General features: G+C 63.5%; 24 protein-coding genes. 21 read left to right on the top strand and 3 right to left on the bottom strand.

From position 1 onward, the window contains the following. The 7 genes from rpsK (at nucleotide 1) to eccB (ending at nucleotide 5,835) form a co-directional block, all read left to right on the top strand. A complete protein-coding gene (rpsK, locus tag HMPREF2604_RS09050; RefSeq protein WP_010189540.1) occupies nucleotides 1-405 on the top strand; it encodes a 30S ribosomal protein S11 in 405 nt (134 codons plus the stop codon). A gap of 21 nt (nucleotides 406-426) precedes the next feature. Further along, nucleotides 427-1,032 carry a 30S ribosomal protein S4 gene (rpsD, locus tag HMPREF2604_RS09045; protein WP_010189536.1) on the top strand — a complete coding sequence of 202 codons (606 nt, stop codon included), beginning with the start codon at nucleotides 427-429 and terminating at the stop codon, nucleotides 1,030-1,032. Nucleotides 1,033-1,101: 69 nt separating this feature from the next. Beyond that, the gene (locus HMPREF2604_RS09040; RefSeq protein ID WP_070521667.1) at nucleotides 1,102-2,112 is read left to right on the top strand and encodes a DNA-directed RNA polymerase subunit alpha; all 1,011 of its coding nucleotides are present in this window, start codon (nucleotides 1,102-1,104) and stop codon (nucleotides 2,110-2,112) included. Nucleotides 2,113-2,190: 78 nt separating this feature from the next. After that, complete coding sequence (gene rplQ / locus HMPREF2604_RS09035; protein ID WP_070565046.1) at nucleotides 2,191-2,712, top strand: 50S ribosomal protein L17; 522 nt, start codon at nucleotides 2,191-2,193, stop codon at nucleotides 2,710-2,712. 101 nt (nucleotides 2,713-2,813) lie between these two features. Continuing rightward, the gene (locus HMPREF2604_RS09030; protein ID WP_070565043.1) at nucleotides 2,814-3,647 is read left to right on the top strand and encodes a trimeric intracellular cation channel family protein; all 834 of its coding nucleotides are present in this window, start codon (nucleotides 2,814-2,816) and stop codon (nucleotides 3,645-3,647) included. 15 nt (nucleotides 3,648-3,662) lie between these two features. Next, entirely contained in the window at nucleotides 3,663-4,520 is an 858-nt protein-coding gene (gene truA, locus HMPREF2604_RS09025; RefSeq protein WP_070565039.1) for a tRNA pseudouridine(38-40) synthase TruA, read from the top strand. A 55-nt stretch (nucleotides 4,521-4,575) separates the two neighbouring features. Next, complete coding sequence (gene eccB / locus HMPREF2604_RS09020) at nucleotides 4,576-5,835, top strand: type VII secretion protein EccB (RefSeq protein ID WP_070565036.1); 1,260 nt, start codon at nucleotides 4,576-4,578, stop codon at nucleotides 5,833-5,835. Here eccB and HMPREF2604_RS09015 read toward each other — a convergent pair. Together HMPREF2604_RS09015 and eccD are read right to left on the bottom strand one after the other, a co-directional pair. Continuing rightward, on the bottom strand, nucleotides 5,726-6,970 hold the full coding sequence (locus HMPREF2604_RS09015; RefSeq protein ID WP_083299227.1) for a S8 family serine peptidase: 1,245 nt from the start codon (nucleotides 6,968-6,970) through the stop codon (nucleotides 5,726-5,728). The genes eccB and HMPREF2604_RS09015 overlap by 110 nt on opposite strands. After that, nucleotides 6,967-8,298, bottom strand: coding sequence for a type VII secretion integral membrane protein EccD (eccD, locus tag HMPREF2604_RS09010; protein WP_070565030.1), 1,332 nt, complete (start codon nucleotides 8,296-8,298; stop codon nucleotides 6,967-6,969). The genes HMPREF2604_RS09015 and eccD overlap by 4 nt, the downstream gene beginning before the upstream one ends. A 129-nt stretch (nucleotides 8,299-8,427) precedes the next feature. Here eccD and eccCa point away from each other — a divergent pair, with 129 nt between their 5' ends. The 10 genes from eccCa to HMPREF2604_RS08955 all read left to right on the top strand — a co-directional run bounded on the left by eccCa (nucleotide 8,428) and on the right by HMPREF2604_RS08955 (nucleotide 19,771). Next, nucleotides 8,428-12,156 (top strand): type VII secretion protein EccCa, encoded by a 3,729-nt coding sequence (gene eccCa, locus HMPREF2604_RS09005; protein WP_246818404.1) that lies wholly within the window; start codon nucleotides 8,428-8,430, stop codon nucleotides 12,154-12,156. Continuing rightward, the gene (locus tag HMPREF2604_RS09000; protein WP_070565024.1) at nucleotides 12,153-13,283 is read left to right on the top strand and encodes a type VII secretion-associated protein; all 1,131 of its coding nucleotides are present in this window, start codon (nucleotides 12,153-12,155) and stop codon (nucleotides 13,281-13,283) included. Before eccCa ends, HMPREF2604_RS09000 begins: the two co-directional genes overlap by 4 nt. Before the next feature lie 179 nt (nucleotides 13,284-13,462). After that, nucleotides 13,463-13,780: a WXG100 family type VII secretion target gene (locus HMPREF2604_RS08995; protein ID WP_070521640.1), complete on the top strand. Its 318-nt coding sequence runs from the start codon at nucleotides 13,463-13,465 to the stop codon at nucleotides 13,778-13,780. A gap of 71 nt (nucleotides 13,781-13,851) precedes the next feature. Beyond that, nucleotides 13,852-14,139, top strand: coding sequence for a WXG100 family type VII secretion target (locus HMPREF2604_RS08990; protein ID WP_070521638.1), 288 nt, complete (start codon nucleotides 13,852-13,854; stop codon nucleotides 14,137-14,139). Between the two features lie 433 nt (nucleotides 14,140-14,572). Continuing rightward, the gene (rplM, locus tag HMPREF2604_RS08985; RefSeq protein WP_010189505.1) at nucleotides 14,573-15,016 is read left to right on the top strand and encodes a 50S ribosomal protein L13; all 444 of its coding nucleotides are present in this window, start codon (nucleotides 14,573-14,575) and stop codon (nucleotides 15,014-15,016) included. Then, nucleotides 15,016-15,552 carry a 30S ribosomal protein S9 gene (gene rpsI, locus HMPREF2604_RS08980; protein WP_070521636.1) on the top strand — a complete coding sequence of 179 codons (537 nt, stop codon included), beginning with the start codon at nucleotides 15,016-15,018 and terminating at the stop codon, nucleotides 15,550-15,552. Before rplM ends, rpsI begins: the two co-directional genes overlap by 1 nt. Before the next feature lie 162 nt (nucleotides 15,553-15,714). Next, nucleotides 15,715-17,058, top strand: coding sequence for a phosphoglucosamine mutase (gene glmM, locus HMPREF2604_RS08975; protein WP_070530775.1), 1,344 nt, complete (start codon nucleotides 15,715-15,717; stop codon nucleotides 17,056-17,058). Between the two features lie 140 nt (nucleotides 17,059-17,198). Next, a complete protein-coding gene (locus tag HMPREF2604_RS08970; protein ID WP_070521594.1) occupies nucleotides 17,199-17,510 on the top strand; it encodes a hypothetical protein in 312 nt (103 codons plus the stop codon). After that, a complete protein-coding gene (locus HMPREF2604_RS08965; RefSeq protein ID WP_070565021.1) occupies nucleotides 17,510-19,195 on the top strand; it encodes a zinc metalloprotease in 1,686 nt (561 codons plus the stop codon). The genes HMPREF2604_RS08970 and HMPREF2604_RS08965 overlap by 1 nt, the downstream gene beginning before the upstream one ends. A gap of 357 nt (nucleotides 19,196-19,552) precedes the next feature. Continuing rightward, nucleotides 19,553-19,771, top strand: coding sequence for a hypothetical protein (locus HMPREF2604_RS08955; protein WP_070521584.1), 219 nt, complete (start codon nucleotides 19,553-19,555; stop codon nucleotides 19,769-19,771). A gap of 72 nt (nucleotides 19,772-19,843) precedes the next feature. Here the strand turns inward: HMPREF2604_RS08955 and HMPREF2604_RS08950 are convergent, their stop codons facing one another. After that, the gene (locus tag HMPREF2604_RS08950) at nucleotides 19,844-20,665 is read right to left on the bottom strand and encodes a dienelactone hydrolase family protein (RefSeq protein WP_070565018.1); all 822 of its coding nucleotides are present in this window, start codon (nucleotides 20,663-20,665) and stop codon (nucleotides 19,844-19,846) included. A 106-nt stretch (nucleotides 20,666-20,771) separates the two neighbouring features. On the opposite strand from HMPREF2604_RS08950, the gene glmS reads away from it, so the two are divergent. Genes glmS through HMPREF2604_RS08930 form a run of 4 tightly spaced genes read left to right on the top strand, consistent with a single transcriptional unit; the run spans nucleotide 20,772 to nucleotide 25,823 of the window. Further along, complete coding sequence (gene glmS, locus HMPREF2604_RS08945; protein ID WP_070563751.1) at nucleotides 20,772-22,643, top strand: glutamine--fructose-6-phosphate transaminase (isomerizing); 1,872 nt, start codon at nucleotides 20,772-20,774, stop codon at nucleotides 22,641-22,643. Nucleotides 22,644-22,668: 25 nt separating this feature from the next. Then, nucleotides 22,669-23,775, top strand: a complete 1,107-nt coding sequence (gene alr, locus HMPREF2604_RS08940; RefSeq protein WP_070563967.1) for an alanine racemase — start codon at nucleotides 22,669-22,671, stop codon at nucleotides 23,773-23,775. Next, nucleotides 23,765-24,229 carry a tRNA (adenosine(37)-N6)-threonylcarbamoyltransferase complex ATPase subunit type 1 TsaE gene (tsaE, locus tag HMPREF2604_RS08935; RefSeq protein ID WP_070563754.1) on the top strand — a complete coding sequence of 155 codons (465 nt, stop codon included), beginning with the start codon at nucleotides 23,765-23,767 and terminating at the stop codon, nucleotides 24,227-24,229. The genes alr and tsaE overlap by 11 nt, the downstream gene beginning before the upstream one ends. Nucleotide 24,230: 1 nt before the next feature. Further along, nucleotides 24,231-25,823 (top strand): aspartate:alanine exchanger family transporter, encoded by a 1,593-nt coding sequence (locus HMPREF2604_RS08930; RefSeq protein WP_070563757.1) that lies wholly within the window; start codon nucleotides 24,231-24,233, stop codon nucleotides 25,821-25,823. Nucleotides 25,824-25,881: the final 58 nt, after the last annotated feature.

The raw sequence follows: 25,881 nt of genomic DNA, 5'->3' as shown, positions 1-25,881 counted from the left end.
ATGCCACCTAAGACTCGTTCCGGCGCGCGCCGTGGTGGTCGTCGCGTCGTAAAGAAGAACGTGGCCGCTGGCCACGCATACATCAAGTCCACCTTCAACAACACCATCGTGTCCATCACGGACCCGCACGGTGCTGTCATCTCCTGGGCATCCTCCGGCCACGTTGGCTTCAAGGGTTCCCGTAAGTCCACCCCGTTCGCAGCGCAGATGGCTGCTGAGAACGCGGCCCGCAAGGCCATGGACCACGGTATGAAGAAGGTTGACGTTTTCGTCAAGGGTCCGGGCTCCGGCCGCGAGACCGCCATCCGTTCCCTGCAGGCTGCAGGCCTCGAGGTTTCCTCGATCACGGATGCCACCCCACAGCCGCACAACGGCTGCCGTCCGACCAAGCGCCGCAAGGTTTAAGGGAAAGGAAGAGGTAAGAAAATGGCTCGTTATACTGGCCCCGCTACCCGCGTATCCCGCCGTCTGCGCGTCGACCTGGTCGGCGGCGACATGGCATTTGAGCGCCGCCCGTACCCACCGGGACAGGCTGGCCGCAACCGCATCAAGGAATCTGAGTACCTGCTGCAGCTCCAGGAGAAGCAGAAGGCAAAGTACACCTACGGCGTGCTGGAGCGTCAGTTCCGCCGCTACTACGCCGAGGCTAACCGTCTCCCGGGCAAGACCGGTGACAACCTCGTCGTTCTGCTCGAGTCCCGTCTCGACAACGTGATCTACCGCGCTGGTCTGGCCAACACCCGCCGCCAGGCTCGCCAGCTTGTCTCCCACGGTCACTTCACCGTGAACGGCAAGAAGATCAACGTTCCGTCCTTCCGCGTTACGCAGTATGACATCATCGATGTTCGTGAGCGTTCCCAGAAGATGGAATGGTTCGAAGAGGCTCAGGACCGCCTGGTAGACGCCAACGTTCCGGCGTGGCTGCAGGTCGTTCCGGACACCCTGCGCATCCTCGTGCACCAGCTGCCCGAGCGCGCTCAGATCGACGTTCCGCTGCAGGAGCAGCTCATCGTCGAGCTTTACTCGAAGTAATCCTTCGACACTTTCATCTTTACCCCTTCTACCGGCGTCATATAGCGGGCGCCGACAAGGAGAAACTCCATGCTTATTTCCCAGCGTCCTCAGCTCACCGAGGAATTCATCGACTCGTCTCGCTCCAAGTTCGTCATCGAACCGCTCGAGCCGGGTTTTGGTTACACCCTCGGTAACTCGCTTCGTCGCACGCTGCTCTCGTCCATCCCGGGCGCGGCAGTAACCTCCATCAAGATTGATGGTGTGCTCCACGAGTTCACCACCATCAACGGCGTGAAGGAAGACGTTTCCGAAATCATCCTGAACATCAAGGGTCTGGTTCTGTCCTCCGACTCTGACGAGCCGGTGGTTATGTACCTGAGCAAGGAAGGCCCGGGTGAGGTAACTGCAGGCGATATCCAGCCGCCGGCTGGCGTGGAGATCCACAACTCGGATCTGCACATCGCATCGCTGAATGATTCCGCCAAGCTGGAGATGGAACTCGTCGTCGAGCGCGGCCGTGGCTACGTCCCGGCTGCCTCCACTTCCGGGGAAATCGGCCGCATTCCGGTCGACCAGATCTACTCCCCGGTGCTGAAGGTCTCCTACAAGGTCGAAGCTACTCGTGTTGAGCAGCGCACCGACTTTGACAAGCTGATCATCGACGTCGAGACCAAGAACTCGATTTCCGCACGCGACGCCCTGGCTTCCGCCGGTGGCACCCTGGTCGAGCTCTTCGGCCTGGCCCGCGAGCTGAACACCGCTGCTGAGGGCATTGAGATTGGCCCGTCCCCGCAGGAGACGGAGTACATCGCCGCCTACAGCATGCCGATCGAGGATCTGAACTTCTCCGTCCGCTCCTACAACTGCCTGAAGCGCCAGGAAATCCACACCGTTGGTGAGCTCGCAGAGTGCACCGAATCGGACCTGCTGGATATCCGCAACTTCGGTCAGAAGTCGATCAATGAGGTAAAGATCAAGCTGGCTAACCTGGGCCTGGCTCTCAAGGACACCCCTGAGGACTTCGACCCGACCCAGCTCGAAGGCTACGACGCAGAAACCGGCGACTTCAAAGACCCGGCTTCCGACGATTCCGAGTAAAGAATTCCACTGAATCGTGACGGCGCGACTTGTGCGCCCCGTCGCGCGCTCACTTAATCCGCACACGAGGAGTACACAATGCCTACCCCCAAGAAGGGTCCGCGTCTCGGCGGCTCCGCCAGCCAGCAGAAGCACCTGCTGAGCAACCTGGCAGCGAGCCTGTTCGAGCACGGCGCAATCAAGACCACCGACGCTAAGGCGAAGCTGCTTCGTCCTTACGCCGAGAAGATCATCACCAAGGCGAAGGCCGGCACCGTTGCTGACCGTCGCGCAGTTCTCAAGCTCATCCCGCAGAAGGATGTCGTTGCCTACCTCTTCGACGAGCTGGCACCGAAGTTCGAGAACCGTGAGGGTGGCTACACCCGCATCATCAAGCTGGACAACCGCTCCGGCGACAACGCCCCGATGTCCCAGATCTCCCTCGTTCTCGAGGAGACCGTGACCTCCGAGGCTAACCGCGCTACCCGCGCTGCTGCCTCCAAGCAGGCTGAGGAAGCTAAGGCTGAAGAGGCTGAGGCTGAATCCGCTGAGGAAGCAAAGGCAGAGGCAACCGAGGCAGAGGTCGAGGAGACCGCTGCTGAGGAGTCCGAGGAGAAGTAAACTTCTCTCGCCTTAACTAGGCCGCAGTACCACCTTAGGTGGGGCTGCGGCCTTTTGTTATGCTTTCTGGGCTATATAACCCCGACCAGAACGTATACTCTATGACCCCGCTGTTTACTGTGCTGTACGTAATCGGCATCGTCTCCGAGGCGATGACCGCTGCGCTGTCCGCTGGCCGGCAAAAGATGGATCTGTTTGGCGTCATCATGTTGGGCGCAGTCACCGCATTGGGCGGCGGCACGATCCGCGACATGGTGCTGGGCGCCTACCCGTTGACGTGGGTGGCGGAACCGCGCTTCCTCTTGGCCGTGGTGGCCGCCGCCGTCGCCACGGTTTATATGTCCTTCCTAATGCACTATTTCCGGCATGTATTCTTGCTTCTCGACGCCCTGGGCCTTGCGGTATTCAGTGTCCTTGGTGCTCAGAAGGCCTTGGAACATGGCCATGGGTTGATTATCGCTGCCGTGGCTGCGGTGCTGACCGGTGTCTTTGGCGGTATTTTGCGTGACTTGTTGTCCGACCGTATCCCGCTGGTCTTGTCCGCCGAGCTGTACGCCTCCATTTCTGTTCTTGCAGCCTTTTCTTATGCGGGATTGATGGAGCTGGGGCTCAGCGATGAGGTCGCTGGCGTCGTGACGGTATGCCTAGCGCTGGCGCTGCGCGTGGCTGCGATCTACTTTGGATGGTCGCTGCCGGTGTTTGAATACCGGGGAGCCGAACAACCCATGGACCCGCGCCTGCGCTTGTCTGCCCGCATTGTTCGGGATGGCGCCCGCAAGGCCAAGCGCAAAGCCGGCCAGGCCAAGAAGAATCTAAAGCACCCCAAGCGGGCTGGCTATGCCGCTTTGAGCAAGCTGGGCGTGAGCAAGAGCGCGAAGCGCCAGCACGCGGCCCAGGATTGGGAACTCAATCGCGAGTGGAATGCCAACGACTAGGTAGAATCAGCATCCATGACTAACGTTCGCCTTCGCCTAGACTTGGCCTACGACGGCACCGACTTCCACGGGTGGGCCAAGCAGAAGGGCGGCCTGCGCACTGTTCAGCAGACCGTTGAGGAGAAGCTGAGCATGGTGCTGCGCCACCCAGTGGAGCTCACCGTGGCTGGGCGCACCGATGCCGGAGTGCATGCCAGCGGTCAGGTGGCGCACTTAGATACCACACGGGCGGCGCTGGGACAGCGCAGCATTGACGGCGATCCCACCAAGCTGGTGAAGCGCTTGGCCAAGTTGCTGCCTGCCGACGTCCGCGTCCACGCCTGCACCGAAGTTCCCGCAGATTTCGACGCGCGCTTTTCTGCCTTACGCCGCCGCTACGTCTACCGCATCACCACCCATCCGCGCGGTGCACTTCCGACTCGCGCACGCGATACCGCGACGTGGTTCAAGCCAGTGGACCTGGAGCTAATGCAGGCCGCGGCCGATCAGCTGGTGGGGCTCAATGACTTCGTGGCTTTCTGCAAGGCGAAGCCGCACGCCACGACCATTCGCGAGCTCCTTGCCTTTGAGTGGAAGGACGTGTCGACGCCCGCGGAGCCGCAGCTCTACGAGGCGCACGTAACCGCGGATGCCTTTTGCTGGTCCATGGTGCGCTCGTTGGTGGGCTGCTGCTTGCGGGTGGGGGAGGGCTCGCGCGGAGTTGACTTCGCCGCCCGGATGCTGCGGGAAGAAAGCCGGTCCTCCGAGATCCCGCTTGCCGACGCCCAAGGTTTGAGCCTTGTGGGCGTCGACTACCCCGATGCGGACCAGCTGGCCGCGCGGGCGGAGATGACCCGTGGTCGTCGCGCTGCGGAGGACACCGAGTTGGGTTAATCTAGAACCCACTGCGCCGTGGGAGGGTGGCGCTGCGATTCGGGGGAGGATTCTCATGGCACGCGCGTTGCCAACTACCAAGGCCCAGGTGTCGGGCCACAAGTTCCTATTGCGCCGCCTCGAGCACGGACTCGTGTTCGGGGATATCCGCATGATTCATGATCCATTGAAAAGGCGCCAACGCGCCCTGCTGGGCGGGGCAGCCGCAGTAGCCTTCTTGAGTCTTGGCTCGGGGCTCATCGCCTGGATGCAGCCGGACCCGCAACCCGGCGATGCGCCCGTCGTGCGTTCCTCCGAAGGGCAGCTCTTAGCGCTGGTCAACGGCACTTATCATCCAGTGGCTAACTTGGCTTCGGCCAGACTCATTGCCAACGAGCCGGTCGAACCGCATGTGGCAGGGGACAGCTTCTTAGAAGAGATGAGCCTGGGCACCCCGCTGGGGATTGCAGACGCCCCCAACCTTCTTGCAAGCGCAACTGGGCAGGAACCTGGTTGGTCGGCCTGCTTGGAAGAATCAACACAGGGCGCGAACTGGCAATCCAGCAGCCGCGTTGGCACCGTGACCGTGGTGGCGCACCGCGCTGTTCCCGGATTCGATGAAGAGCACGCCGCCGTAGTGGAAACCGAGGGCACGCAGTGGCTGCTCACCGGCCAGGGGCGCGTCGTGCTGCCCGAGGCTACGAGCACACAAGGCCGGGTTCTGCGGCGCGCGCTGGGGATGACCGCGGAGACCGCCGTGTGGGCCATGCCCGCGGAGCTGCTCAACGCATTTGCCGAACTGGAGCCGCTGAGCTTTCCGGCCGCCCCGCCGGAGATTCTGGATACTGGTGAGCAGCTCTGGGCGCGCACGGAGCAGGGTGTTTTCTCCATCACCCCCACACAGGCGGAAATGCTGGTCGGCCTGGGCGCACAGCGTTTGCCTGCGCAGGCGCAGGAGGTGGCCGCGCTGGGGGACGTCCCACCGTCCTTCAACCTCCCCACCACCCGTGTGGACTTCCTGTCCCCTGAGCAAGGCTGGTTGTGCGCAACTCACGAACAAGGCGCCGGAACCATGCGGCCGGTGGCGGCCACGGTGGACTTGCCGGGGGACTCGGCCGCGCAGCGTTTCGCCGGCCTCCAGGCCGGCGTGGGCGTGGACAGCGGGCACGGCTACCACGTGGTTTCCGCCACCGGCAGGCGCCACGAGCTGGCTAGCGCGGCAGAGCTTAAAGCACTGGGTGTGGGGGAACCGGAGCGGGTGCCGTGGGAGATCCTGCGGCTGCTGCCGGAAGGCTCTGCTTTGAGCCGCGCGGAGGCCTTAGAGTCTGAGCACTGAGGGTGGCTACGAGGGCGAGGATGGCCACGGCGCCGAGGAGAAGGCGAACAATCGGCCAGCCCTTGGCTGGTGGCGCCGCCTGCGGCCTCACCGCGACGGCACGCTCCTCACGGGATTCGCTCGCGGGCCGATAGGTCACTGCTGTGAGAGGATCAACCACCCCATGCCCGGGCTCTGCTGAGTCAATGATGCGCTGGCGCAGCTGTGCTGGGGAGTCCCCGGGGTAGCGCTGCGCCAACAATGCGATCGTGCCACTGACCAGGGGAGCTGCAAAGGACGTTCCCTGAAAGACGGTGTCCTCCTTTCCCGTGGCCCATCCGCCGCCGGGCTCCAGCGCGAGGGGAACGCTGCCTTCCGCGCTGAGCGGTGCCGCGATGGAATACTCTGCGAGGTCGTGCGGCGTGGCCAGAGCGCCAACCGCGAGGACGGTGTCGGCTCCCGCGGGAAAGACCACGTCATCCTTTTCACAGCCGCCGGCCGTCGCGTTTCCCGACGCCGCCACAACCACCGCCCCGGCCTCCTCCGCGCGCTGCAGTGCCGCGTCCAAGGCGGATCGATCGACCCGCGTGGCGGCCTCCGGTGGAACGCACGACACCACGGAGACATTGATGACCTGAGCCCCCGCTCTGACGGCGTCTTCGATGGCGGCAGCCAGGCTGGCCAGCGTGCCGGCCCCGGCGCGGTCCGCCTCACCGTTGTCCGGCGTTGGGGTCCGGTAGTGCGAGCTGGTCTGCCGGATGGAGTAGATTTCCGCATCCGGGGCCACTCCAAGTTCCTTGCCAGCGATGACGCCAGCCACCACCGTCCCGTGCAGGTCGCAGTCCCGCAGCGGGTCAGGCTCCTCCGGGGTCACGAAGTCTGCTCCTGGCGTCACCCGTAGTTGTGGGTGGGCGGCCACCCCGGTATCGATGACCGCGACCTTCACCCCAGCACCCGTGGCAAAAGAATGCAGCCGTGCCCGGTACTCCGCGTACTGCGCGGAAGGCTGTGGCCCTGCCGTGGCGAGCGTGGCCTTCGCGCAGGCGGTATCCGGTTCGCGGGCGACGGCTACGGGCGCACACAGAGCACTGGTACCCCAAGCCAGGCAAACACCAAGCGCAGCGCCGACAGCGCCTATTTGGGTCAGCGTATTCATGATCCCAACCCCCGAATGAGCTCGAAGAGCCCCGCCACGTGCGCGGCCAGCGGCAGGCACGCGGCCAGGGCGAGAGCCTCGGCGCGCTCGAACCACACGATAGTGGTCGGCTCAATCTGCCGTAGCTTGCCTGCCCACACCGGCACGGACAGCATGGCCGCGATGACCAGACCCGCAACGATGCTAAGAACCCACGTTCCCGTCGTTGGGGCGGAAAGCAGCTGCCACTCGCGTAGAGGTACGGCCACCGCGGCACACGCAGCAGCAAGGCCATAGATTCCCAGCGCCCACGCAGCGACGGGCCGGGCGTGGCGTGCCGCATGCACGATGACACCGCCCGCGACACTCAGGCACAGGGCTTGGGAAACAATGACGGTTGCGCCCTCGTGAGCGTTGAGCGCGACGAGGAGAAGGGAAGGAACGCCCGCCAGCGCGCAGCCCACTGCGATTCCCTCGTAGGCCTGCCCGGCGCGCCGGGCTTTGAGCGAGTTATCCGTAGGGTCCTCATCGGAGATGCTCAGGTCTTGTCCGGCGGTGGGAAGTTGTGGCACCCGGAGGCCAGCGAGCCGCGTGGTGAACAGGGGAGCGCCTGCGAGTAGGGCCACGGTGGCGGCAAGCAGCGGGGCGGGGCCAAGCAGGCCGATGAGCACGAGCAGGCACCACGTCGCGGCACTTGCCCGAGCACGTATTCCGCCGATGCGCACCAGATAGGAGAGCACCGCCACGGTACCCACGGCCGCCGCCGCAGCCACGAGTGGCGCGGCCGGAATCGCGGTTCCGGATGGGCCAGCAAAGAAGGGCACCCCAGTGGCCAGCGCCCCCGCCAGCCCGGCAGCCACGTGGGAGGCCGCGAGCAGGGAGCCGCGCCGGGTCCACGCCGCGAGCACGAGGCCGATTATCGCAGCGGCGGTGCAGCCAACCGCGGGAGACAGCGCAGCGGCGAGCAACGCGCCGACGGCGATGAGCCCCGCTGCGCCCCAGAACCCGGCCAGGCCGGAAAACTGCGCTGCAGAGACGTCGGCAGCGAGCGCCTCCGCGGCATCGCGCACAATCGGCGCCGGCGATGGCTCATCGGGGCTGAGCACGAGGACGGAACCGTCTTCCACGCTGGTGCGATCCAGCGGCGTGGTCATCGATATGGTCTTGCCCGCCGCGGTAGTAGCGCGCCACAGGATGGGGGCCGGTGGGACGTCGACAAGCACGAGCAGTTCCCCCAGCACCTCCCCGAGGCTGGAAGAAAGCGGCAAGGATATGTCCGCCTCTTTGCGGGTATGACCTGCGTGGATACGGACGGTGACGTGGACAGAATGCGCGAGTGCGCGAGTCATGGAATGTACCTCCCCCGAGAAAAATTTCTGGGCAACCCCTTGCCCATTGCCTCACATTGTGGCTTACTGGTGGCACGCTGTCCACCGCTTCAGGAGGCGGTGGAGTACTTCGGGGGGAAGGACTTTGACATGCGCGTACCCACACGCGTCGTGGACACTGGGCAGCCGGCCTATCGGGAGCCGGCACCGCCGTTGCCGCAGGGCAGCATTAACGCCGAGGCCGTGCCGGAGGCGGCTCGCGCTCAACCCGTGCCACTGGTTCGCCTACTTATGCCGCTGGTCATGATCGCGGCCATGCTGGGCATGGTGGCGCTCATGGTTCTCGGGGCGGGGGACGCCCGCCGGATGAGCCCCATGAGCCTCATGTTTCCGCTCATGATGCTGGCCAGTATGGCAATGATGTTTAACCCGCAGGGAGGCGGGCAGGATCCGGATGAGACCCGCCGGACCTACCTGCGCCACCTCAAGGCGCTGCGGGAGGAAGCGCTGGAGCGCGGGGCGGCGCAACGCGCGCATGAAGAACACCGCAACCCTGACCCTGAGCAGCTTGGCGCATTGATTCCGACAACGCGCCTGTGGGAACGGGACGCGGATGCCCCGGACGCCTTGGAGGTGCGGGTGGGGACGGGGCCGATGGCCCTGTGCACGCCCATTAACGTGCCGGATTCGGGCGCGGCGGAGGACCTCGATCCGGTGTGCGCGGTGAGCTTGCGCCAGACCGTGCGCGCGGTGGGAACGCTGGCGGACATGCCGGTGGTTATCCAGTTGCAAGCCTTTCCCATCGTTGGCCTGGCCGGCGAGGATGCGGCCGGGGTTGCCCGCGCGCTGCTGCTACACCTGGCCGTGCTGCACGGTCCGGAAACCGTGGGCATTGAGTACCACGGTGAGGAGTGGGAGTGGCTGAAGTGGCTGCCACACGTCAAGGATCCGGCCCAAGCCCAGTTCCGCATCCGCGTAGTTGAGGAGGACCAGGCAAGCGGCGTTGCCATGCCGCGCGGTGACGAGCTGGAGGATACCCCCACAACCACCATCGCCGTGGGCGTTACATCCCATTCGCCGCTCGGGCGCCGCGCTGAGGAAGAAGGCATCTACCTGCGGGCGGAGGGCGCGCTCTCCGTGGTTACTGCCGCGGGGGAGGAGGAGCTGGGACGCTGTGCGCTTGTCGACGATTCCACGGCCCTCCTGCGCGCCCGTACGCTTGCGCCCTATCACCGCCCCTTTGGCAGTGATGCTGCGGCAGCGCCCCGGCACGGTCGCGATGCAGACCTGCCGACTTTGTTGGGCTTCCGGGACGTGGATGCGCTCGAGGCCTCCGGCATGTGGACAGGGCGCAGCCCAGCTGAGCGGCTGCGCGTGCCCATCGGCGTGGACGAGTCCGGGCACGCGCTGATGCTTGATGTGAAGGAGTCCGCGCAGGGCGGGATGGGGCCGCATGGTTTGTGCATTGGTGCTACTGGCAGCGGAAAGTCGGAATTACTTCGAACGCTTGTCGTAGCGCTGGCCGCCACCCATAGCCCGGAGGAGCTCAACCTCGTGCTCGTTGATTTCAAGGGTGGCGCAACCTTCCTAGGGTGTGAGGAGCTGCCGCATACCTCCGCCGTGATTACCAACCTGGAGGAAGAATCGACCCTGGTGGAGCGCATGTATGATGCCATCTCCGGCGAGATGAACCGCCGCCAGGAGCTGCTGCGTAAGGCGGGCAATTTTGCGAACGTGGGCGAATTCAACGCCTCGGCTGCTGCGGTGGCCCAGCACGGACCGCTGCCGGCGTTGGTCATCGTGGTGGATGAGTTCTCGGAGCTTTTAGGCCAGCACCCGGACTTCGCCGAGCTCTTCGTCGCGGTGGGAAGGCTTGGCCGCTCGCTCCATGTGCACCTGCTGCTGGCCTCCCAGCGCTTGGAGGAAGGGCGCTTGCGGGGATTGGATTCGCACCTGTCCTACCGCATCGGGTTGAAGACCTTCTCCGCGGGGGAGTCCCGCCAAGTTCTCGGCGTGGTCGATGCCTATCACCTCCCCGCCCAGCCGGGAGCCGGCTACCTCAAGACGGATGCCGATGCCCCTACTCGTTTCCACGCCTCCTATGTGTCTGGCCCGGTCACGCGCCGGGTAGCGCCTGATGATTCTGAAATGAATGCGCGGCACGCCGCGCGCGTGGAGCTTTTCACAGGGCAGCGCGCGGTGGAAGAAGAGCTCGGCTTTGCAGAGCTCGTAGATTCCTCGAGCACGCTCCTGGACACCGTGGTGGCCGCCGCCCGGGATGAGGCTGCTCGGCGTGGCCAGTCGGCGCGAAGAATCTGGCTGCCTCCCCTGCCGCCCGTGGTGGAGCTGTCCAGCGTTGCCTCCTTGCGGGAAGATTCTCCCGGCGCGGGCGGAGAGTTGCGCGCCGAGGTGGGGCTTATTGACCGCCCCTACCACCAGCGCCAAGACCCGCTCACCGTGGATTTTAAAGCGGGAGGCGGGCACTTGGCGCTGTGCGGTGGACCGCAGTCGGGTAAGTCGATGGCGCTGCGCAGTATCGCCTCCGGTCTGGCACTGCGGCATTTGCCGGACCAGGTGCGTTTCTATGTCATTGACCTGGGCGGCGGGCAGCTGCGGGTGCTGGACCGGCTGCCCCACGTGGCCGGGGTGGCCGGCCGTGAGGAGCCGGAGAAAATCCGTCGCATCGTTGATGAAGTCGCCGGTCTCGTGCGCCGCCCGGAGCCCCGCCACACCTTCCTCATCGTGGACGGCTGGCACCACATCGGCACCTCCGGCGCGGATTTTGAGGACCTTGCTGAGCCGATCACCCAGCTGGTGGCCGACGGCGCCTCCGCCCGCGTCCACGTCGTGATCGCTGCAGCGCGGTGGACGAGCCTGCGGCCGTCTATTCGGGATCTCATCGCGGCCCGTATCGAGCTGCGGCTGGGCGAAGCAATGGACTCACTCATCGACCGCAAGGCGCAGCAGAAGCTCCCGGCAACGCCCGGACGGGGAATCACACTGGCAGGGGAAAACCTGCTTTTTGCCGCAACGTCCCCGCAAGACATCGCCCACATCTGCGGTGTGCATGCTGGTGCCGAGCCGGTTCCACCGCTGAAGATGCTGCCCGCCCTTCTCACCGAGTTGCCCGAGCCAGAAGACGGCTCGCCACCGGACGGGGTGGCCTGGGGAATCGGCGGGCCGGACCTCGAAGTCCTTAGTTGGGATCCAGTCACACAGCCGCACCTGGTGTGCATTGGCTCCCAAGGCTCCGGCAAATCGAACTTCCTCAGCGTAATCCTGGCCGGAATTAGCCACCTGGGCAGGGAAGCCGCCCGCTTGGTGGTCATCGATGAGCGCCGTGCACATTTGGGGACGTTGGATGAGGAGATGGTGGCGGCGTATGGGGCGTCGGCAAGCGCGGCCACCCAAGCCATCCTCGATACCGTGCGCACCTTGGAACAGCGCCTTCCCGGCCCCGAGGTCACCCCCGCCCAGCTCGCAGCGCGCAGCTGGTGGGAGGGGCCGGAAATCTACCTGGTTATCGACGACCTCGACCTGGTCAGCGACATTGCCCTGGCGCCCCTGCTCGAGCTCCTCCCGCACGCCCGCGATGTGGGGCTGCACCTGGTGCTCGCGCGCAAAGCCGGCGGCATCGGGCGCGCGATGTTTGGGCAGTTCCTCTCTGTGGTGCGGGACCTGCAGCCGGCGCTGCTGCTTCTCGACGCCGACCGCGACGAAGGCACCATCTTCGGCATCAAGCCAACAGCGCTGCCGCCAGGCCGCGGCCAATGGGTCCTGCGCGGCATATCTCAGGGCTTGGCGCAGGTGTACGTGCCCAGCGCCGATAGTTCACACAACCCACCACAGACCACAGGCAACAAAGGAGACAACCAATGACCGCGACGCACGCACTGCGAACCCCGACAACCGCGCCAGAGACCACGCTGATCGTCACGGTGCTCGATGCCGCCACGATTTATGAAGGCCCGGAAACGATCTATCGCTATGACCTGCCCGGCACGGGAATCGCCGAGGGGTGGGCGCTGGAGGCCGTCCTTGACCAGGCAGAAAAAGTCTGTGGGGCGGAATGGCCGGACGTCACCGTTGAGGTGGTAGCGGATCCATCCGGAACGGATGTCAGTGTCGAAGCTGTGAGTATCCTGCGCCGGCAACTCGCTGGTGCCGGTGCGACGGTCCTAGAGCCAGAACCATCGCCGCCGCCGGCACCGGTTGTAACCGGCACATCACAGGCTGCTTCCCGCTCGGCGGTGGGGGAGCAACAGTACGACTATGACGGTGCGAAGGAGATAACTGCTGAGCGGCCTCGGGCAGCTCGCCGTTTGCGCTCCCATCGCGCGGCGCAATCCCGTTGGACGGCGCTTTTGGGAGGCGTCGATCCCTTCTACATCGCGATAGCGGTCATGGTGGTTGTCGTCGCCGGGGTGTCCTGGTGGGCGGTGGGGCGCAAGGATGCGGCCGTGGCGGCGTCGACTTCCGAACAGGTGGATGAGAGCGCGTCTGTGGCTGCCGGCGCGCCGGGTACGGCCGCAGCACCCGATGGGGATGAGCGCCCTGGGGGTGCTGCAGCGGAGGTGGAGTCCGGGGGAGCCGGTAGCACGCAGCTGCGCCCTGGCCAGCAGGCCATCGAGGTGGAAGGGATGTCCCTGGTACTCCCGCAGGGATTCCGCACCAGCGTGGAGGATGGACTTGTCACTGCGGCCGGCGAAGACCCCAATTTGCGCATCCTTTTGGCAGCTGATCCGCTCTTCAATGTCCCCGTCGACGTCCTCTTCGCCGAGATTAAAGGACAGATCGACTCCGATCCCGCCCTCCGTGATCCGGTCGAGGAATCTGGGCGGCTGACGTATACCGAGGACCCTGGAGACGGTTCGCAGGTGACGTGGATGATGTGGGAAGACAAGGGCCATCAGATGTCCGTGGGGTGCCACACCAAGTTTGAACCCAACGTGGTGCAGAAAGCCGCCTGCCGGATGGCTGCGGAATCTCTGGTCAAAAAGGAGTAGGAGGGAGCACGCCTCGAAGCTAAAAGATTTTTGAACGCGGCGGGAACCGATGAGCCACTAGCTCAGTCCAATAAGGGTGAGAAGGACACAGGGTGCTTCTCGGGGGGGAAAGAAACACACACCAAGCCCTTGGAAAAGGGATATACCCCAGGTAGGGAACAAGACAGAAAGAGAAGAACATGACTCAAACGTTCCGCACAGAAGCCGACGTAATGGTGGCCACCGCCGGCCGCGTCGACTCCACCAATGACGAGGTACAGGGTGAGCTCACCCGTCTGCAGGGTGTTGTGGATTCCGTTCGCGGCAGCTGGGCAGGCCGCGCGCAGGTTTCCTTTGACAACCTGATGCAGCGCTACAACTCCTCCGCGCAGCAGCTGCGTGAAGCGCTGACCGCCATCAGCGAAAACATCAGGGATAATGCCCGCAACTTCGACACGGTTGAGGCGGATAACGCCCAGTCCTTCGAGAACGTCGGCGGTGCGGGACTGGCCTTGTAGCGCTAGCTGCGTTCACTGACTACAGCACACGTTGAATTACACACGAGCACACAGAAGATAAGGAACACGCAATGTCTGGAATCAAGTATCAGTTCGGTGCCATCGCCGGCGCCGCAGCCGACATCAACTCCACCTCCGGTCGCATCAATGGACTCCTCGGTGACCTGAAGGCCACCCTGCAGCCGATGGTATCGACCTGGGAGGGAGATTCCGCTGCGGCATATAACGCGGCGCAAGCTAAGTGGGATAAGGCGGCCGCCGAGCTCAACACGGTGCTGGCGACCATCTCCACCACGGTCTCCCAGGGCAACGACAACATGAGTGACGTCAACCGTCGCGCTGCCGCCAGCTGGGGATAAACCGACCCGGCTGTGAGTCTTGAACTGGGTGGGTGAGCTTTTTCTTTAACACCATTCACCACCATGAGTGATGAGCGGTAGGTAGGAAGGCGCGGAGGCTAGGAAAGGAAGGCGCAGGGAATGGAAGGGCTGGACGCGCCGCCTTGACTCAGCTTCCACCGCCCGCCCAGTGAAGGCGCCGGTATCGCTTCTCATCAACGTTTCTGTCTCTACCCCCACCCCGAATGAATTGAGGTGGAGGCGTTGGTGAGGGGCGATATCGGCGTTTTGGGTTTTCAAACTGCTGCGTACTAAAGTGAAACACCTATGTGTCCGCACCCCGTCGTTAGTGGGTGCGCGCGGGCTGCAGGTCTCCACCGGCCGCTGTATGTACCGCGTCAAGGCTTACATAGCGATGGCCGGCAGTTCCGAGACAGACTTTCAAGGAGTCATTTTGTCTACTTTCCACCCGAAGAGCGGTGACATCACCCGCAAGTGGTACGTCATCGACGCTACCGACGTGGTTCTGGGCAAGCTCGCTTCCACCGTGGCTGACATGCTGCGCGGCAAGCACAAGCCCCAGTACGCACCGAACGTTGATTGCGGCGACCACATCATCATCCTGAATGCGGACAAGATCCACATTTCTTCCAACAAGCGCGAGCGCGAGATGCGCTACCGCCACTCCGGTTACCCGGGCGGCCTGAAGTCCATGACCCTTGGTCAGTCCCTGGACGCCAACCCGGTCCGCGTTATCGAGGAAGCTGTGAAGGGCATGATGCCGCACAACAAGCTTTCCAACGCCTCCATCAAGAAGCTGCACGTTTTCGTGGGCGAGGAGCACCCGTACGCCGGCCAGAAGCCGGAAACCTTTGAGTTTAAGCAGGTGGCACAGTAATGACCGAGCAGAACATCGACAACAATGTAGCCGACGCTGCCGACATCGCTGCAGCAACCGCCGCTACCGAGGAGTTCACCAACACCATCGGTGATTCCCTGGCAACCGATACCGAGGCTGAGGTTGAGACCGCTGCCCCGGCTATCCACGAGGGCCCGATCCAGACCGTTGGTCGCCGTAAGCGCGCCATCGCTCGTGTTCGCCTCGTTGCTGGTTCCGGAAACATCTCCGTCAACGGCCGTGCCTTTGACGAGTACTTCCCGAACAAGCTGCACCAGCAGGACATCCTGCAGCCGCTGACCATCCTTGAGCGCGATGGCCAGTTCGACATTAAGGTCACCGTCAACGGTGGTGGCCCGACCGGCCAGGCCGGCGCTCTGCGTCTGGCTATCGCCCGCGCACTGAACGTCTACAACCCGGCTGACCGCCCGGCCCTCAAGAAGGCCGGCCTGCTCACCCGTGACGCTCGTGCCGTGGAGCGCAAGAAGGCTGGTCTGCACAAGGCACGTCGTGCCCCGCAGTACTCCAAGCGTTAATCTTCGCGCATTGCATTTTCGAAAGCCGCTGCTTCCCTTGTATGGAGGCGGCGGCTTTCGCTATGCGTAGGGCCTGCACAACGTGAAGCCGCGAGTCATAGACAGACATCGTTGGTGGCCCGATCTGCGGAAGCTATGGGGTAGCAGGCATAATGAACAACTATGACTCGACTTTTTGGAACCGATGGAGTTCGCGGCTTAGCGAACAAGAAGCTCACTCCGATCCTGGCCTTGCGCTTGGGACAGGCGGCGGCGGAGGTATTGACCTCGGACCGCGAGTCCTATGAGCGTCGACCGCTCGCGATTATCGGGCGCGATCCGCGCGTGTCGGGTGAGATGCTGGATGCGGCGATCGCATCGGGCTTAGCATCGCGTGGCGTCGACGTCGTACGCGTCGGCGTGCTGCCTACCCCGGCTATCGCGTTCCTCACCGATGACTTTGGGGCAGATCTCGGCGTGATGATCTCCGCCTCCCATAACCCGATGCCGGACAATGGCATCAAGTTCTTCTCCGCGGGCGGTAAGAAGCTGCCTGATGAGGTGGAGGATCGCATCCAGGCTGCCATGGGAAGCCTCACCGAAGACGGACCTACTGCGACCAAGATTGGTCGCATCATTTCGGAGGCCCCCGATGGCCGCGAGCGCTACCTCAAGCACTTGGCCGAGGTTGTCACCACGGATCTGAGCGGCATCAAGGTTGTCGTCGATACCGCTAATGGTGCTGCCTCCAAGGTGGCACCGCAGGCCTACGAGGCTGCGGGTGCTGAGGTCATTGCCATTCACAACAAGCCCAATGCTTTCAACATCAACGAGGACTGCGGTTCGACGCACATCGAGAAGACCCAGGAGGCCGTCGTCGAGCACGGCGCCGATCTGGGCTTGGCTCACGACGGCGACGCTGACCGTTGCTTGGCCGTGGATGCCGAGGGCAACGTTGTTGACGGCGACCAGATCATGGCGATCCTCGCCGTGGGCATGAAGGAAGACAACGATCTCCGCTTCAACACCTTGGTGGCTACCGTCATGTCGAACCTGGGCCTGAAGCTGGCCATGCAGGAGCAGGGCATCGAGGTCAAGGAAACCGCCGTGGGTGACCGCTACGTGCTGGAGGAGCTCAACCGTGGCGATTACTCCCTGGGCGGCGAGCAGTCCGGCCACGTGGTGTTGCCGGATGACTGCACCACTGGTGATGGCACTCTGACTGGCCTGTCCATCATGGCGCGCATGGCGAAGTCCGGGAAGTCCATCAAGGAGCTGGCCTCCGTGATGACGGTATTGCCGCAGGTGCTCATTAACGTTCCGGTGTCCGATAAAGCCGTCATTCTTAAGGCTCCTGAGGTCAAGGAAGCTATCGCTGCCGCCGAGTCGGAGCTTGGAAACACAGGCCGCGTTCTGTTGCGCCCGTCCGGCACGGAGGAGCTCTTCCGCGTCATGGTGGAGGCTGCTGAAGAGGAGCAGGCGCGCAAGGTGGCGGGCAAGCTCGCTGCGGTTGTTGCTGCAGTCTAGTTCTACGCACCCACGCTAAACCCCGGGCCATGTGGCCTGGGGTTTCGTGTTTTGTGGGTGATGGGGGAACCGGAGGGGAGGTTTCTCAGTCCAATAAGGGCAGGAATCACTGTTTGTTGTGGACGAGAAGGAGGGCGCTCATGCCCGACGTATTTTTTGATGAGGACGAAGCCACGCGGCTTCTCGACGCCGTCGTGGACCAAACCCGCGCCCAAAGTGACGCGCATCGTGGGGACAGACCGAACTTTCCCGCGTCATCCGCGGGCAGGGACTTCGGCGGGCATGGGGCGCAGATTCAGGCGTTGCTGAGCCAGCTGCATGAGCGCGGAGCGTGGCGGTTGGACAACATATCGGCCACAGCGGATGCTGCACGCGCACAGCTGCGTGCCTTCGGGGAGATCGACCGTGGTCTTTCTAGCCAGCTTGGTGAGCAGGAAGTGGGGATGAACTGATGTCCACGATGGTCAAGTCACTTTTGGGTGATTATTCACAGGCGGTGTCCCAGTTCCAGGCCGCTAGCTTAGGCGGCTACTCCGGACCCAGCACACCTATTGGTTTGTTGGGAGACATGGTGGGCTCGGTCGATGGGATAAAACCGGATGACCTGGTGAGCAGTACCGCATCGGCGATGGGCGCTCGGCGCCCGCGGCGTGGCGGCAATGGTTTGCGAGATTTCCTTTTAGGAACGGTCCTATCGCTGGCCGGGGGAGCGCTCATGGATCACCTGCGCGGCGTGCAGGATGACTTTGAGAAGGAGAGAGACGAAGCCGATGACCTGGTGGAATCCGCGCAGCAGTGCTCCGAGGCCATCGAGGATGTGGTCGATGTTTCCGATTCTGCGGTGGCAGAGCTCATTTCCGCGGTAATTCCACTGCTCAACATCCTGACGATGCTATTGCAGCGGCATCCTCTGGGAAAGGTCATCGTCCCTGAGATAGCGCGCATTGGTGGGGGCCTGATCGATCAGACGAATGACACTATTACGCAGACCTGCCGGGACCGCGATACTGCCATCGAGAATTGCTATGGCGAGTTTGAGAGGCGTTGTTCTGAGGTGTGTGAGCGCGAGCTTCCGGAGACCCCGCCGGAACCCGAATGTGGCTGCGAGGACAAACCGAAGCAGTGTGCGCAACCTGCGCCTGAGCCTTGTGCGCCGACGAAGCCAGCCCAGTCCACTGAACCTGTTGCGCCAGCGCAGCCTTCTCCCGCACCGGCTTCTTCCACACCTGCCCCGCCACAGCAACCGGTTGAGCAGGGGGTTGAAAAACCGGTAGCGCCACCGGAGGAACCGGCGCCGACTCGTCCCGCTGCGGCGCAGGAAAAAGAGTGCCCACCGGATGAAGAGAAGCCACAGCCGGCGAAACCGAGCCAGCCTCCAAGCACACCAACTGAACCCGTAGCGCAGCCCAAGCCGGAATCCACTGCGCCAGAAGCGCAGCACACACCGTGCGGCTGCCATGCGGAGAAAGAAGCGCAGTCCTGCAGTTGCAGTGAGCAGCAACGTGAAATAGAAACCACGAAGCCAGCCGATGCAGGGGTGGAGAGTCCCACCGAACCCGTGCAACAGAAGGTGATTGACTGCCCGGAGGATGTGGAGCCGGTGGCTGAGGAGAAGGAGTGCCCTGAGGAACCGGTAGAAGGTGAAGACTGTGAGGCGCCAGAGCAGCCACCAGTTGCGGAGCCGGGTGAGTGCAAGCCTGAAGAATCCTGCTGCGGAAGCTTGGGAATCCTCGGCGTAGGGGTTGCCATCCTGGGGCTGGGCCTCTTGGCCGAGGCGGCTGTGGACTTCATCGAAAACCTGCCGGAGCCAGAACCTGTACCGGAGCCGGTGCCTGAGCCAGAGCCCGAACCCCAGCCAGAACCAGAGCCCTGTCCGCCGCCTGCGCCGGAACCTGCTCCTGACAATGGTGTTACGCCGCCACCGCCGGAGCTGAACAATGTCCCGGAGCCAGAAGCACCGCCGGAGAAGCTTGCACACATGCAAGCAGCGGAAGCACCGGTGCCAGCACCGGATCCTGCGCCAGCACCCGCATCCGAGCCAGCGCCAGCTCCCGCAACTGAGGCCGCACCAGACATAGCGCCGCAAGAAAGCTCCGAGACATCGTCTGTACACGCACGAAAGGCAGGGCAGTGGTAATGCCGCACAATGATTTTGATGAGTTCGCCCGCGGATTCCGCGAGCGCACAGCCGCACGGCTACTGGAATTTGAGAAAGCCATGGCTAAGGCACAGGATGAGCTGGAAAAATCTGCGCAGCGTGCTGCCCAAACCCAAACGCACCCGGACCCACAGAGGCGAAGCCCAGCCGCCAGGGGCGTAGCGCACAGCCAAAGCCAGGGGCAGGGGCGAGGCCGCCCGCGCGGTCAAGTGCAATCGGTGCTCAGGCGCGGGTGACACGGAAACCGGGAAACTCCTCTGTGCGCCAGCAGCCCCAGGTGCTACCGTGGCGTGAGTAGTCGCTGTACGTATCAACCAGGGTTTGGGGGAAGACCGCATGACAGTTCCTTGGCTTTATGACGTCTTGTGGGGCGTTCTTCCCATGCTGTACCTCTTGGTGGCTTTTGTTGTGCTTGGCATTGAGATTAAATACGACAGAGAAATGGCCCACATAAAACTGTGGACGGCCGCTCAGTTGCTTCTGCCGGGCATTGCACTTATCGCCTGGCTTTTCATTGAGGTTCCTCGGTTAAAACGACTAAAGCAGGACGAATAAACGATCGTCCTGCTTTAGTCGGAGCACATGTGCGCCTTGCGGTGCTAGCTCGTCGAAACCTCTCCTGTCGTGCTAGAAACCGGCGCGCTTGGTGAGGTCTTCGCCGACGAAGCTCTCGACGCCTTTGGCGGAGGCGTCGGCAGCCGCAAAGTCGTCGTACTTGGATTCGCCAGCAAGGGTGGACAGGAAGAAGCCAGTGACAAGGCCGCGGGCAGTTTCGACTGCGGAACCTTGGAAGAAGCCGGAGCCAAGCGCCAACTTGAAGAGCTTGTCCTCGCTGAAGCCGGACTGCGTGCCCTTAGCAATTTCGCGGTAAGCCACCGGACCGCCCCAGGCGTTGGCCAGCTTCGCGGGGTTTCCCGCGCGGAAGATATCATCTTGGCCCGCGCCAATAACGAGGCCGCGTGCCTTCACTGCGTGTGCGGCCTGAACCGCGGACGGGGAAGTATCGGCAGGGTAGAGGGCCGCGACGGCGCGGACCTTCGGGTTATCCACGGCAGCCAGGGTGGCCACGCCACCGCCCATACCGTGGCCAAAGACACCCAGCTTGGAAGCGGAGACCGAAATCTTGCCGGCGCCCAGCCTAACGCCGGCGGCAATCTGCAGGGCCGATTCGAGGTCGGCAGCCAAGTCGCGGTGCTTGGCAAAGACGCCCGTCTCCGTATCCGGAGCAACCACCACGATGCCCCAGCTGGCCAAGTGGCGCAGGGTGGCGTGGTAGTCCTTGATGCTCTTCGTCCAGTCGTGGGCAAACGCCACGGCGGGCAGGCCCTTGCCCTCAACCGGGGTGTACACCTTGCCCTCAAGCCCTGCATAAGACAGGTCTCCGACGAGGACGCGGTGCGGGCCGCGTTTAGACAACGTACCGAGATGCTTCTTCAAATTCGCAGACACGCTTTACAGAATAGAGGAAAGAATAAGCAAAGCGGTGAACAGTGCGGGAGATTAAGTAGGATCCTTGCGATTCGGCATGTTAAATCATGCTGTAAAATTTCGACCTATGTGTGGAATCGTTGGATACATTGGCCATAACACCGATGGCCGTGAGTACTTTGCCTTAGACGTTGTGCTGGAGGGCCTGCGTCGACTGGAGTATCGCGGCTATGACTCAGCAGGCGTCGCAATGTACGCCGATGGCAAGATCGGCTGGCGCAAGAAGGCCGGAAAGGTCGCTGCGCTGGAAGCCGAAATCGCTGCGCGTCCGCTGAAGGATTCCGTCCTAGGCATCGGGCACACCCGCTGGGCTACCCACGGTGGCCCGACCGATCTAAACGCCCACCCGCACGTGGTGGATGGCGGCAAGCTCGCCGTCGTTCACAACGGCATCATCGAGAACTTCGCCGAGCTCAAGACCGAGCTAGAGGCCAAGGGCCACAACTTCGTGTCCGAGACCGACACCGAAGTCGCCGCCACCCTCCTGGCGGATGTGTTCCACAACGAGGCCGGCGGTGACCTCACCAAGGCCATGCAGCTGACCGGCAAGCGCCTGGAAGGCGCGTTTACCCTTTTGGCTATCCACGCCGAGCAGGCAGACCGCATCGTGGCTGCGCGCCGCGATTCGCCGCTAGTTATCGGCCTGGGTGACGGGGAGAACTTCCTGGGTTCGGATGTCTCTGGCTTCATCGACTACACCAAGTCCGCCGTCGAGATGGACAACGATCAGGTCGTCACCATCACCGCGGATGATGTCGAGATCACCGACTATGAGGGCAACCCCGCCCAGGGCAAGCCCTTCGAGATTAAGTGGGATGCCGCCGCGGCCGAAAAGGGCGGCTTCAACTCCTTCATGGAGAAGGAAATCCACGACCAGCCGGCAGCCGTGCGCGATACGCTGCTGGGCCGCCTCGATGAGACCGGCAACCTGATCCTCGATGAGATTCGCATCGAGGAGTCGGTGCTCAAGTCCATCGACAAGATCATCGTCATCGCCTGCGGCACCGCCGCCTACGCAGGACATGTCGCGCGCTACGCCATCGAGCACTGGTGCCGCATCCCGTGCGAGGTGGAGCTGGCACACGAGTTCCGCTACCGCGATCCGATCGTCAACGAAAAGACCTTGGTTGTGGCCCTGTCCCAGTCGGGCGAGACCATGGATACCCTCATGGCCGTGCGCCACGCCCGCCAGCAGGGTGCCAAGGTAATCGCCATCTGCAACACCCAGGGTTCCTCCATCCCGCGCGAGTCCGACGCTGCCCTCTACACCCACGCCGGCCCGGAGATCGCTGTGGCCTCCACCAAGGCCTTCCTGGCGCAGATCACCGCGACCTACCTGCTGGGCCTCTACCTGGCTCGCCTGCGCGGCAACATGTTCTCCGATGAGGTCAACTCCGTCCTCGAGGATCTGCGTGATATGCCGGATAAGGTTCAGGCAATCATCGACAACGAGCAGCAGGTCTACGACCTGTCCAACGCCATGGAGAACGCCAAGTCGGTGCTCTTCCTGGGCCGTCACGTCGGCTTCCCCGTCGCGCTGGAGGGCGCGCTCAAGCTCAAGGAGATCGCCTACCTGCACGCTGAGGGCTTCGCCGCCGGCGAGCTCAAGCACGGCCCCATCGCGCTCATCGAAGAGGGCCAGCCGGTCTTCGTCATCGTGCCTTCCCCGCGCGGCCGGGATTCCCTGCATTCCAAGGTCGTCTCCAACATCCAGGAGATCCGCGCCCGCGGCGCCATCACCATCGTCATCGCGGAAGAGGGCGACGAGGCCGTCGAGGCCTACGCCAACCACATCATCCGCATCCCGAAGGCGCCGACGCTTATGCAGCCTCTGCTTGCCACCGTGCCGCTGCAGATTTTCGCCTGCGGTGTAGCCACCGCCAAGGGCTACGACGTGGACCAGCCGCGCAACCTGGCGAAGTCGGTGACCGTCGAATAGCGCCGCACCCTTAAGTGGCACAATGGTGGGCATGTTGAAAACCACCGTTGACCTCAACGCTATTGCCCACAATGTCGCTCGCGTGAAGGAGGCGGTGGCCCCGGCCCGCCTCATGTGCGTGGTCAAGGCGGATGCCTATGGCCACGGCATCGAGCGTTGCGCCCCGGTCATGGCGAAGGCGGGAGCGGACGCCTTCGGGGTGGCCACGCTGGCCGAGGCCGTGGCGCTGCGGAAGGTCATTGACACCCTTCCCATTGCCGCCTGGCTGTGGGAGCCGACGGAGGACCTCGCCCCGGCCCTAGCCGCCGGAATCCAGATCGGCATCCCTTCTTTGGCGCACGCGCAGGCGCTCATCGCCGCCACTGATGCGCCCACCGAGGTCTTCGTGATGGTGGAGACGGGGATGCACCGCTCGGGCGTCGACAAGCACGCGTGGGAGGAGACCTTCCGCCTGCTTGCCGACGCCCCCCACATCACCGTCCTGGGCCTCATGTCCCACTTTGCTTGTGCGGACGAGCCGGAGCACCCGCACAATGATCATCAGGAATCGGAGTTCCGCCAGGCCCTAGCGCTTGCCCGTGAGGTCGGGCTTGAGTGCCCGCTGAACCACCTAGCCAACTCGCCCGCGGCCTTGACCCGCCCCTCGGCGCGCTTCGAGCAGGTGCGCGTCGGGCTGGTCCTGTATGGGCTCGAACCGGTGGCCGGGCGCGACCATGAGCTGAAGCCCGCCATGACGTGGGAAGCGTCCGTCGTCGCGGTGAAGCCGATTTCGGCGGGGGAGTCCACCTGCTACGGCCTGACCTGGACCGCAGATAGCGACCGTCAACTCGCCACCGTCAGCGTGGGCTATGCCGATGGCCTGCCGCGAGCCTTTCAAGGGGCGCTGCAGGTAGGGATCGGCGGCGAGCTCTACCCGCAGGTGGGCAGGGTCTGTATGGACCAAATTGTCGTCGACCTTGGGGCCAATCCCCACGGTGTGCGCGCCGGGGAGACAGCCGTTATCTTTGGCCGTGGCGGCATGAGCGCTACCGAACTGGCCGAGGCAGCCGGGACCATCAACTACGAAATACTGTGCCGCCCCACCGGGCGCACCCAGCGCACATACCGCGAAGGAGCTAGCGATGCGCAGTGATTTTCCACACGAAGGACGCCGCGAGGCCGAAACGCCGGAGGATGCTCAGGCCTTCGGCGAGGAGCTGGGCGCGGCTTTAGAGGCCGGGGACCTGGTTATTCTTGATGGTCCCCTGGGCGCCGGGAAAACCACCTTCACGCAGGGTATTGCCCGCGGAATGCAGGTGAAGGGGCGGGTGACGTCGCCGACCTTCGTCATTGCACGCGAGCACCCCTCGCGCGTGGGCGGGCCGACGTTGGTGCACGTGGATGCCTACCGCCTCTTGGATCATTCAGAGGATCCGTTGGGGGAGCTGGACAGTCTAGACTTAGACACCGAAATAGAGGACGCCGTCGTCGTCGCCGAATGGGGCGGGGGCTTCATGGAGCGGCTATCTGACTCGTACCTCGCCGTTACAATCAACCGGGATTCGGACGATGACGTCCGCGTATTCACATGGAAATGGGTGAATTAACGTGCTGGCTTTCCTTGCTGAACAGCCCCTGCTCACGCTTTTTCTCATCATGGCGGTGGGATTAGCCGTCGGCAAGATCAATGTCTTCGGCATCTCGCTCGGCGCCGCCGCTGCGATGTTCGTGGCCTTAGGCTTGTCCGCGGCCAACCCGGACATCGTGGTCCCGGCGTTCGTGTATCAATTTGGTTTGGCCATCTTCGTGTATGTCATCGGCCTGAACTTCGGCCGTAGCTTCTTCCAAGATTTCCGCCGGCGTGGATGGAAGATGTCCATGGTGGTCATCGTCTTCTTCTTCGTGTTGGCGGGGCTGACCACCCTGGCGATGCGCATGTTTGATCTCGACCCGGCGATCAGCGTGGGCACGCTGGCGGGGTCGGTGAGCTCGACGCCTGGTATGGCCGCGGTCGTCGAAGCCTTGGGTGGCGATAGCACCCCGGTGGTGGGCTATTCCCTGGCCTACCCGGGCTGCATCATCGGAACCATTCTGGTTGCCGCGATTGGCGCCAAGGTGCTGCGCGTGAACCACATTGAGGACGCACGCGCCGAGGGCATGATCGCAGAACCGCTCGAGTGGCGGGCAGTGCGCCTGAACCGTGACTTCGACGCAACGGTGGGGGACCTCCAAGAGGTGACCGGCGAGCGCGTCATCGCCACCCGCCATGTCAACAACCCGCACGAGCACGACCTGGCCTACCCGGAGCTCCCGCTGCGCGCCGGCATGGAATTCCTACTCAACGGCACCGCGCCCGCGTTGGATAGCGCGATTTCCCAGTTGGGTGAGGAGATCCATATCAACCTCCACGAGGAGGATGGCCTGGTCTACCGGCGCCTGACCGTGTCCAGCCCACGTGTTGCGGGCTATCAGCTCAAGGATTTGGACACCGTGAAGGAAGGCTTCCTCATCGCGCGCGTGCGCCGCGGCGACTCCGACGTCGTGCCGAACGAAGAGACCGTCCTGAACTACTCGGATCGCGTGCGCGTCATCACCGCGCCGGGCAGGCTTGACGACGTCCGCCGTTTCCTCGGCGACTCCGAAGCCAAACTCGGCAACGTCGATTTGTTGCCCTTTGCCCTAGGCCTCTTCATCGGTCTGCTCTTCGGCGCTATCCCGATTCCGCTTCCGGGCGGCACCACGTTGTCCTTCGGTTTTGGTGGCGGCCCCATCGTCGTCGGCCTCATCTTGGGCGCGCTGGGCCGCTCGGGCCCAATTAACTGGCAGCTTCCATTCCACGCGAAGCAGACGATTTCCACGCTGGGTTTGACCTTGTTCTTGGCGGGCGTGGGTACGTCGGCAGGCGGCCAATTCCGGGATGCCTTGTCGGATCCGACCTCCCTGAAGTACATGGGCGTGGGCATTGTGCTGACGCTGGTGTCTGCCATCGGCATCGTTGCGGTGTCCATGCTGGCGCTGCGCCTCAAGTTTGATGAGTCGGTGGGCATCGCCGCCGGCATGACCACGAACCCGGCGATCATGGCCTACCTCAACCCGCAAACCGGTACTCAGCTGGCAGAGCGCGGCTATGCCACCGTGTACCCCACGGCGATGATCGGAAAGATTCTCATGTGCCAGGTCTTGGCCTTGATTATTGTTTGATGGTTGTCGCGTAGGATATCCCCGTACTGTTTATTCCCGCTACCCCCGCGTGAGGAGC

The sequence above is a fragment of the Corynebacterium sp. HMSC055A01 genome (assembly GCF_001809405.1).
Classification (GTDB): domain Bacteria; phylum Actinomycetota; class Actinomycetes; order Mycobacteriales; family Mycobacteriaceae; genus Corynebacterium; species Corynebacterium hesseae.
The sequence above is the reverse complement of the archived record's forward strand: the minus strand, read 5'-3'. Positions and strand labels throughout refer to the sequence as shown.

Excerpts from the sequence above, each read along its gene's own strand:
- tsaE (WP_070563754.1), top strand. The coding sequence starts at position 23,765 with ATGCGCAGTGATTTTCCACACGAAGGACGCCGCGAGGCCGAAACGCCG.
- HMPREF2604_RS09040 (WP_070521667.1), top strand. The coding sequence starts at position 1,102 with ATGCTTATTTCCCAGCGTCCTCAGCTCACCGAGGAATTCATCGACTCG.
- eccD (WP_070565030.1), bottom strand. The coding sequence starts at position 8,298 with ATGACTCGCGCACTCGCGCATTCTGTCCACGTCACCGTCCGTATCCAC.
- HMPREF2604_RS08970 (WP_070521594.1), top strand. The coding sequence starts at position 17,199 with ATGCCCGACGTATTTTTTGATGAGGACGAAGCCACGCGGCTTCTCGAC.
- rplQ (WP_070565046.1), top strand. The coding sequence starts at position 2,191 with ATGCCTACCCCCAAGAAGGGTCCGCGTCTCGGCGGCTCCGCCAGCCAG.
- glmS (WP_070563751.1), top strand. The coding sequence starts at position 20,772 with ATGTGTGGAATCGTTGGATACATTGGCCATAACACCGATGGCCGTGAG.
- HMPREF2604_RS09015 (WP_083299227.1), bottom strand. The coding sequence starts at position 6,970 with ATGAATACGCTGACCCAAATAGGCGCTGTCGGCGCTGCGCTTGGTGTT.
- HMPREF2604_RS08995 (WP_070521640.1), top strand. The coding sequence starts at position 13,463 with ATGACTCAAACGTTCCGCACAGAAGCCGACGTAATGGTGGCCACCGCC.
- HMPREF2604_RS09000 (WP_070565024.1), top strand. The coding sequence starts at position 12,153 with ATGACCGCGACGCACGCACTGCGAACCCCGACAACCGCGCCAGAGACC.
- rpsI (WP_070521636.1), top strand. The coding sequence starts at position 15,016 with ATGACCGAGCAGAACATCGACAACAATGTAGCCGACGCTGCCGACATC.
- eccCa (WP_246818404.1), top strand. The coding sequence starts at position 8,428 with ATGCGCGTACCCACACGCGTCGTGGACACTGGGCAGCCGGCCTATCGG.
- rpsK (WP_010189540.1), top strand. The coding sequence starts at position 1 with ATGCCACCTAAGACTCGTTCCGGCGCGCGCCGTGGTGGTCGTCGCGTC.
- rpsD (WP_010189536.1), top strand. The coding sequence starts at position 427 with ATGGCTCGTTATACTGGCCCCGCTACCCGCGTATCCCGCCGTCTGCGC.
- HMPREF2604_RS09030 (WP_070565043.1), top strand. The coding sequence starts at position 2,814 with ATGACCCCGCTGTTTACTGTGCTGTACGTAATCGGCATCGTCTCCGAG.
- eccB (WP_070565036.1), top strand. The coding sequence starts at position 4,576 with ATGGCACGCGCGTTGCCAACTACCAAGGCCCAGGTGTCGGGCCACAAG.
- HMPREF2604_RS08965 (WP_070565021.1), top strand. The coding sequence starts at position 17,510 with ATGTCCACGATGGTCAAGTCACTTTTGGGTGATTATTCACAGGCGGTG.
- truA (WP_070565039.1), top strand. The coding sequence starts at position 3,663 with ATGACTAACGTTCGCCTTCGCCTAGACTTGGCCTACGACGGCACCGAC.
- HMPREF2604_RS08990 (WP_070521638.1), top strand. The coding sequence starts at position 13,852 with ATGTCTGGAATCAAGTATCAGTTCGGTGCCATCGCCGGCGCCGCAGCC.
- glmM (WP_070530775.1), top strand. The coding sequence starts at position 15,715 with ATGACTCGACTTTTTGGAACCGATGGAGTTCGCGGCTTAGCGAACAAG.
- HMPREF2604_RS08955 (WP_070521584.1), top strand. The coding sequence starts at position 19,553 with ATGACAGTTCCTTGGCTTTATGACGTCTTGTGGGGCGTTCTTCCCATG.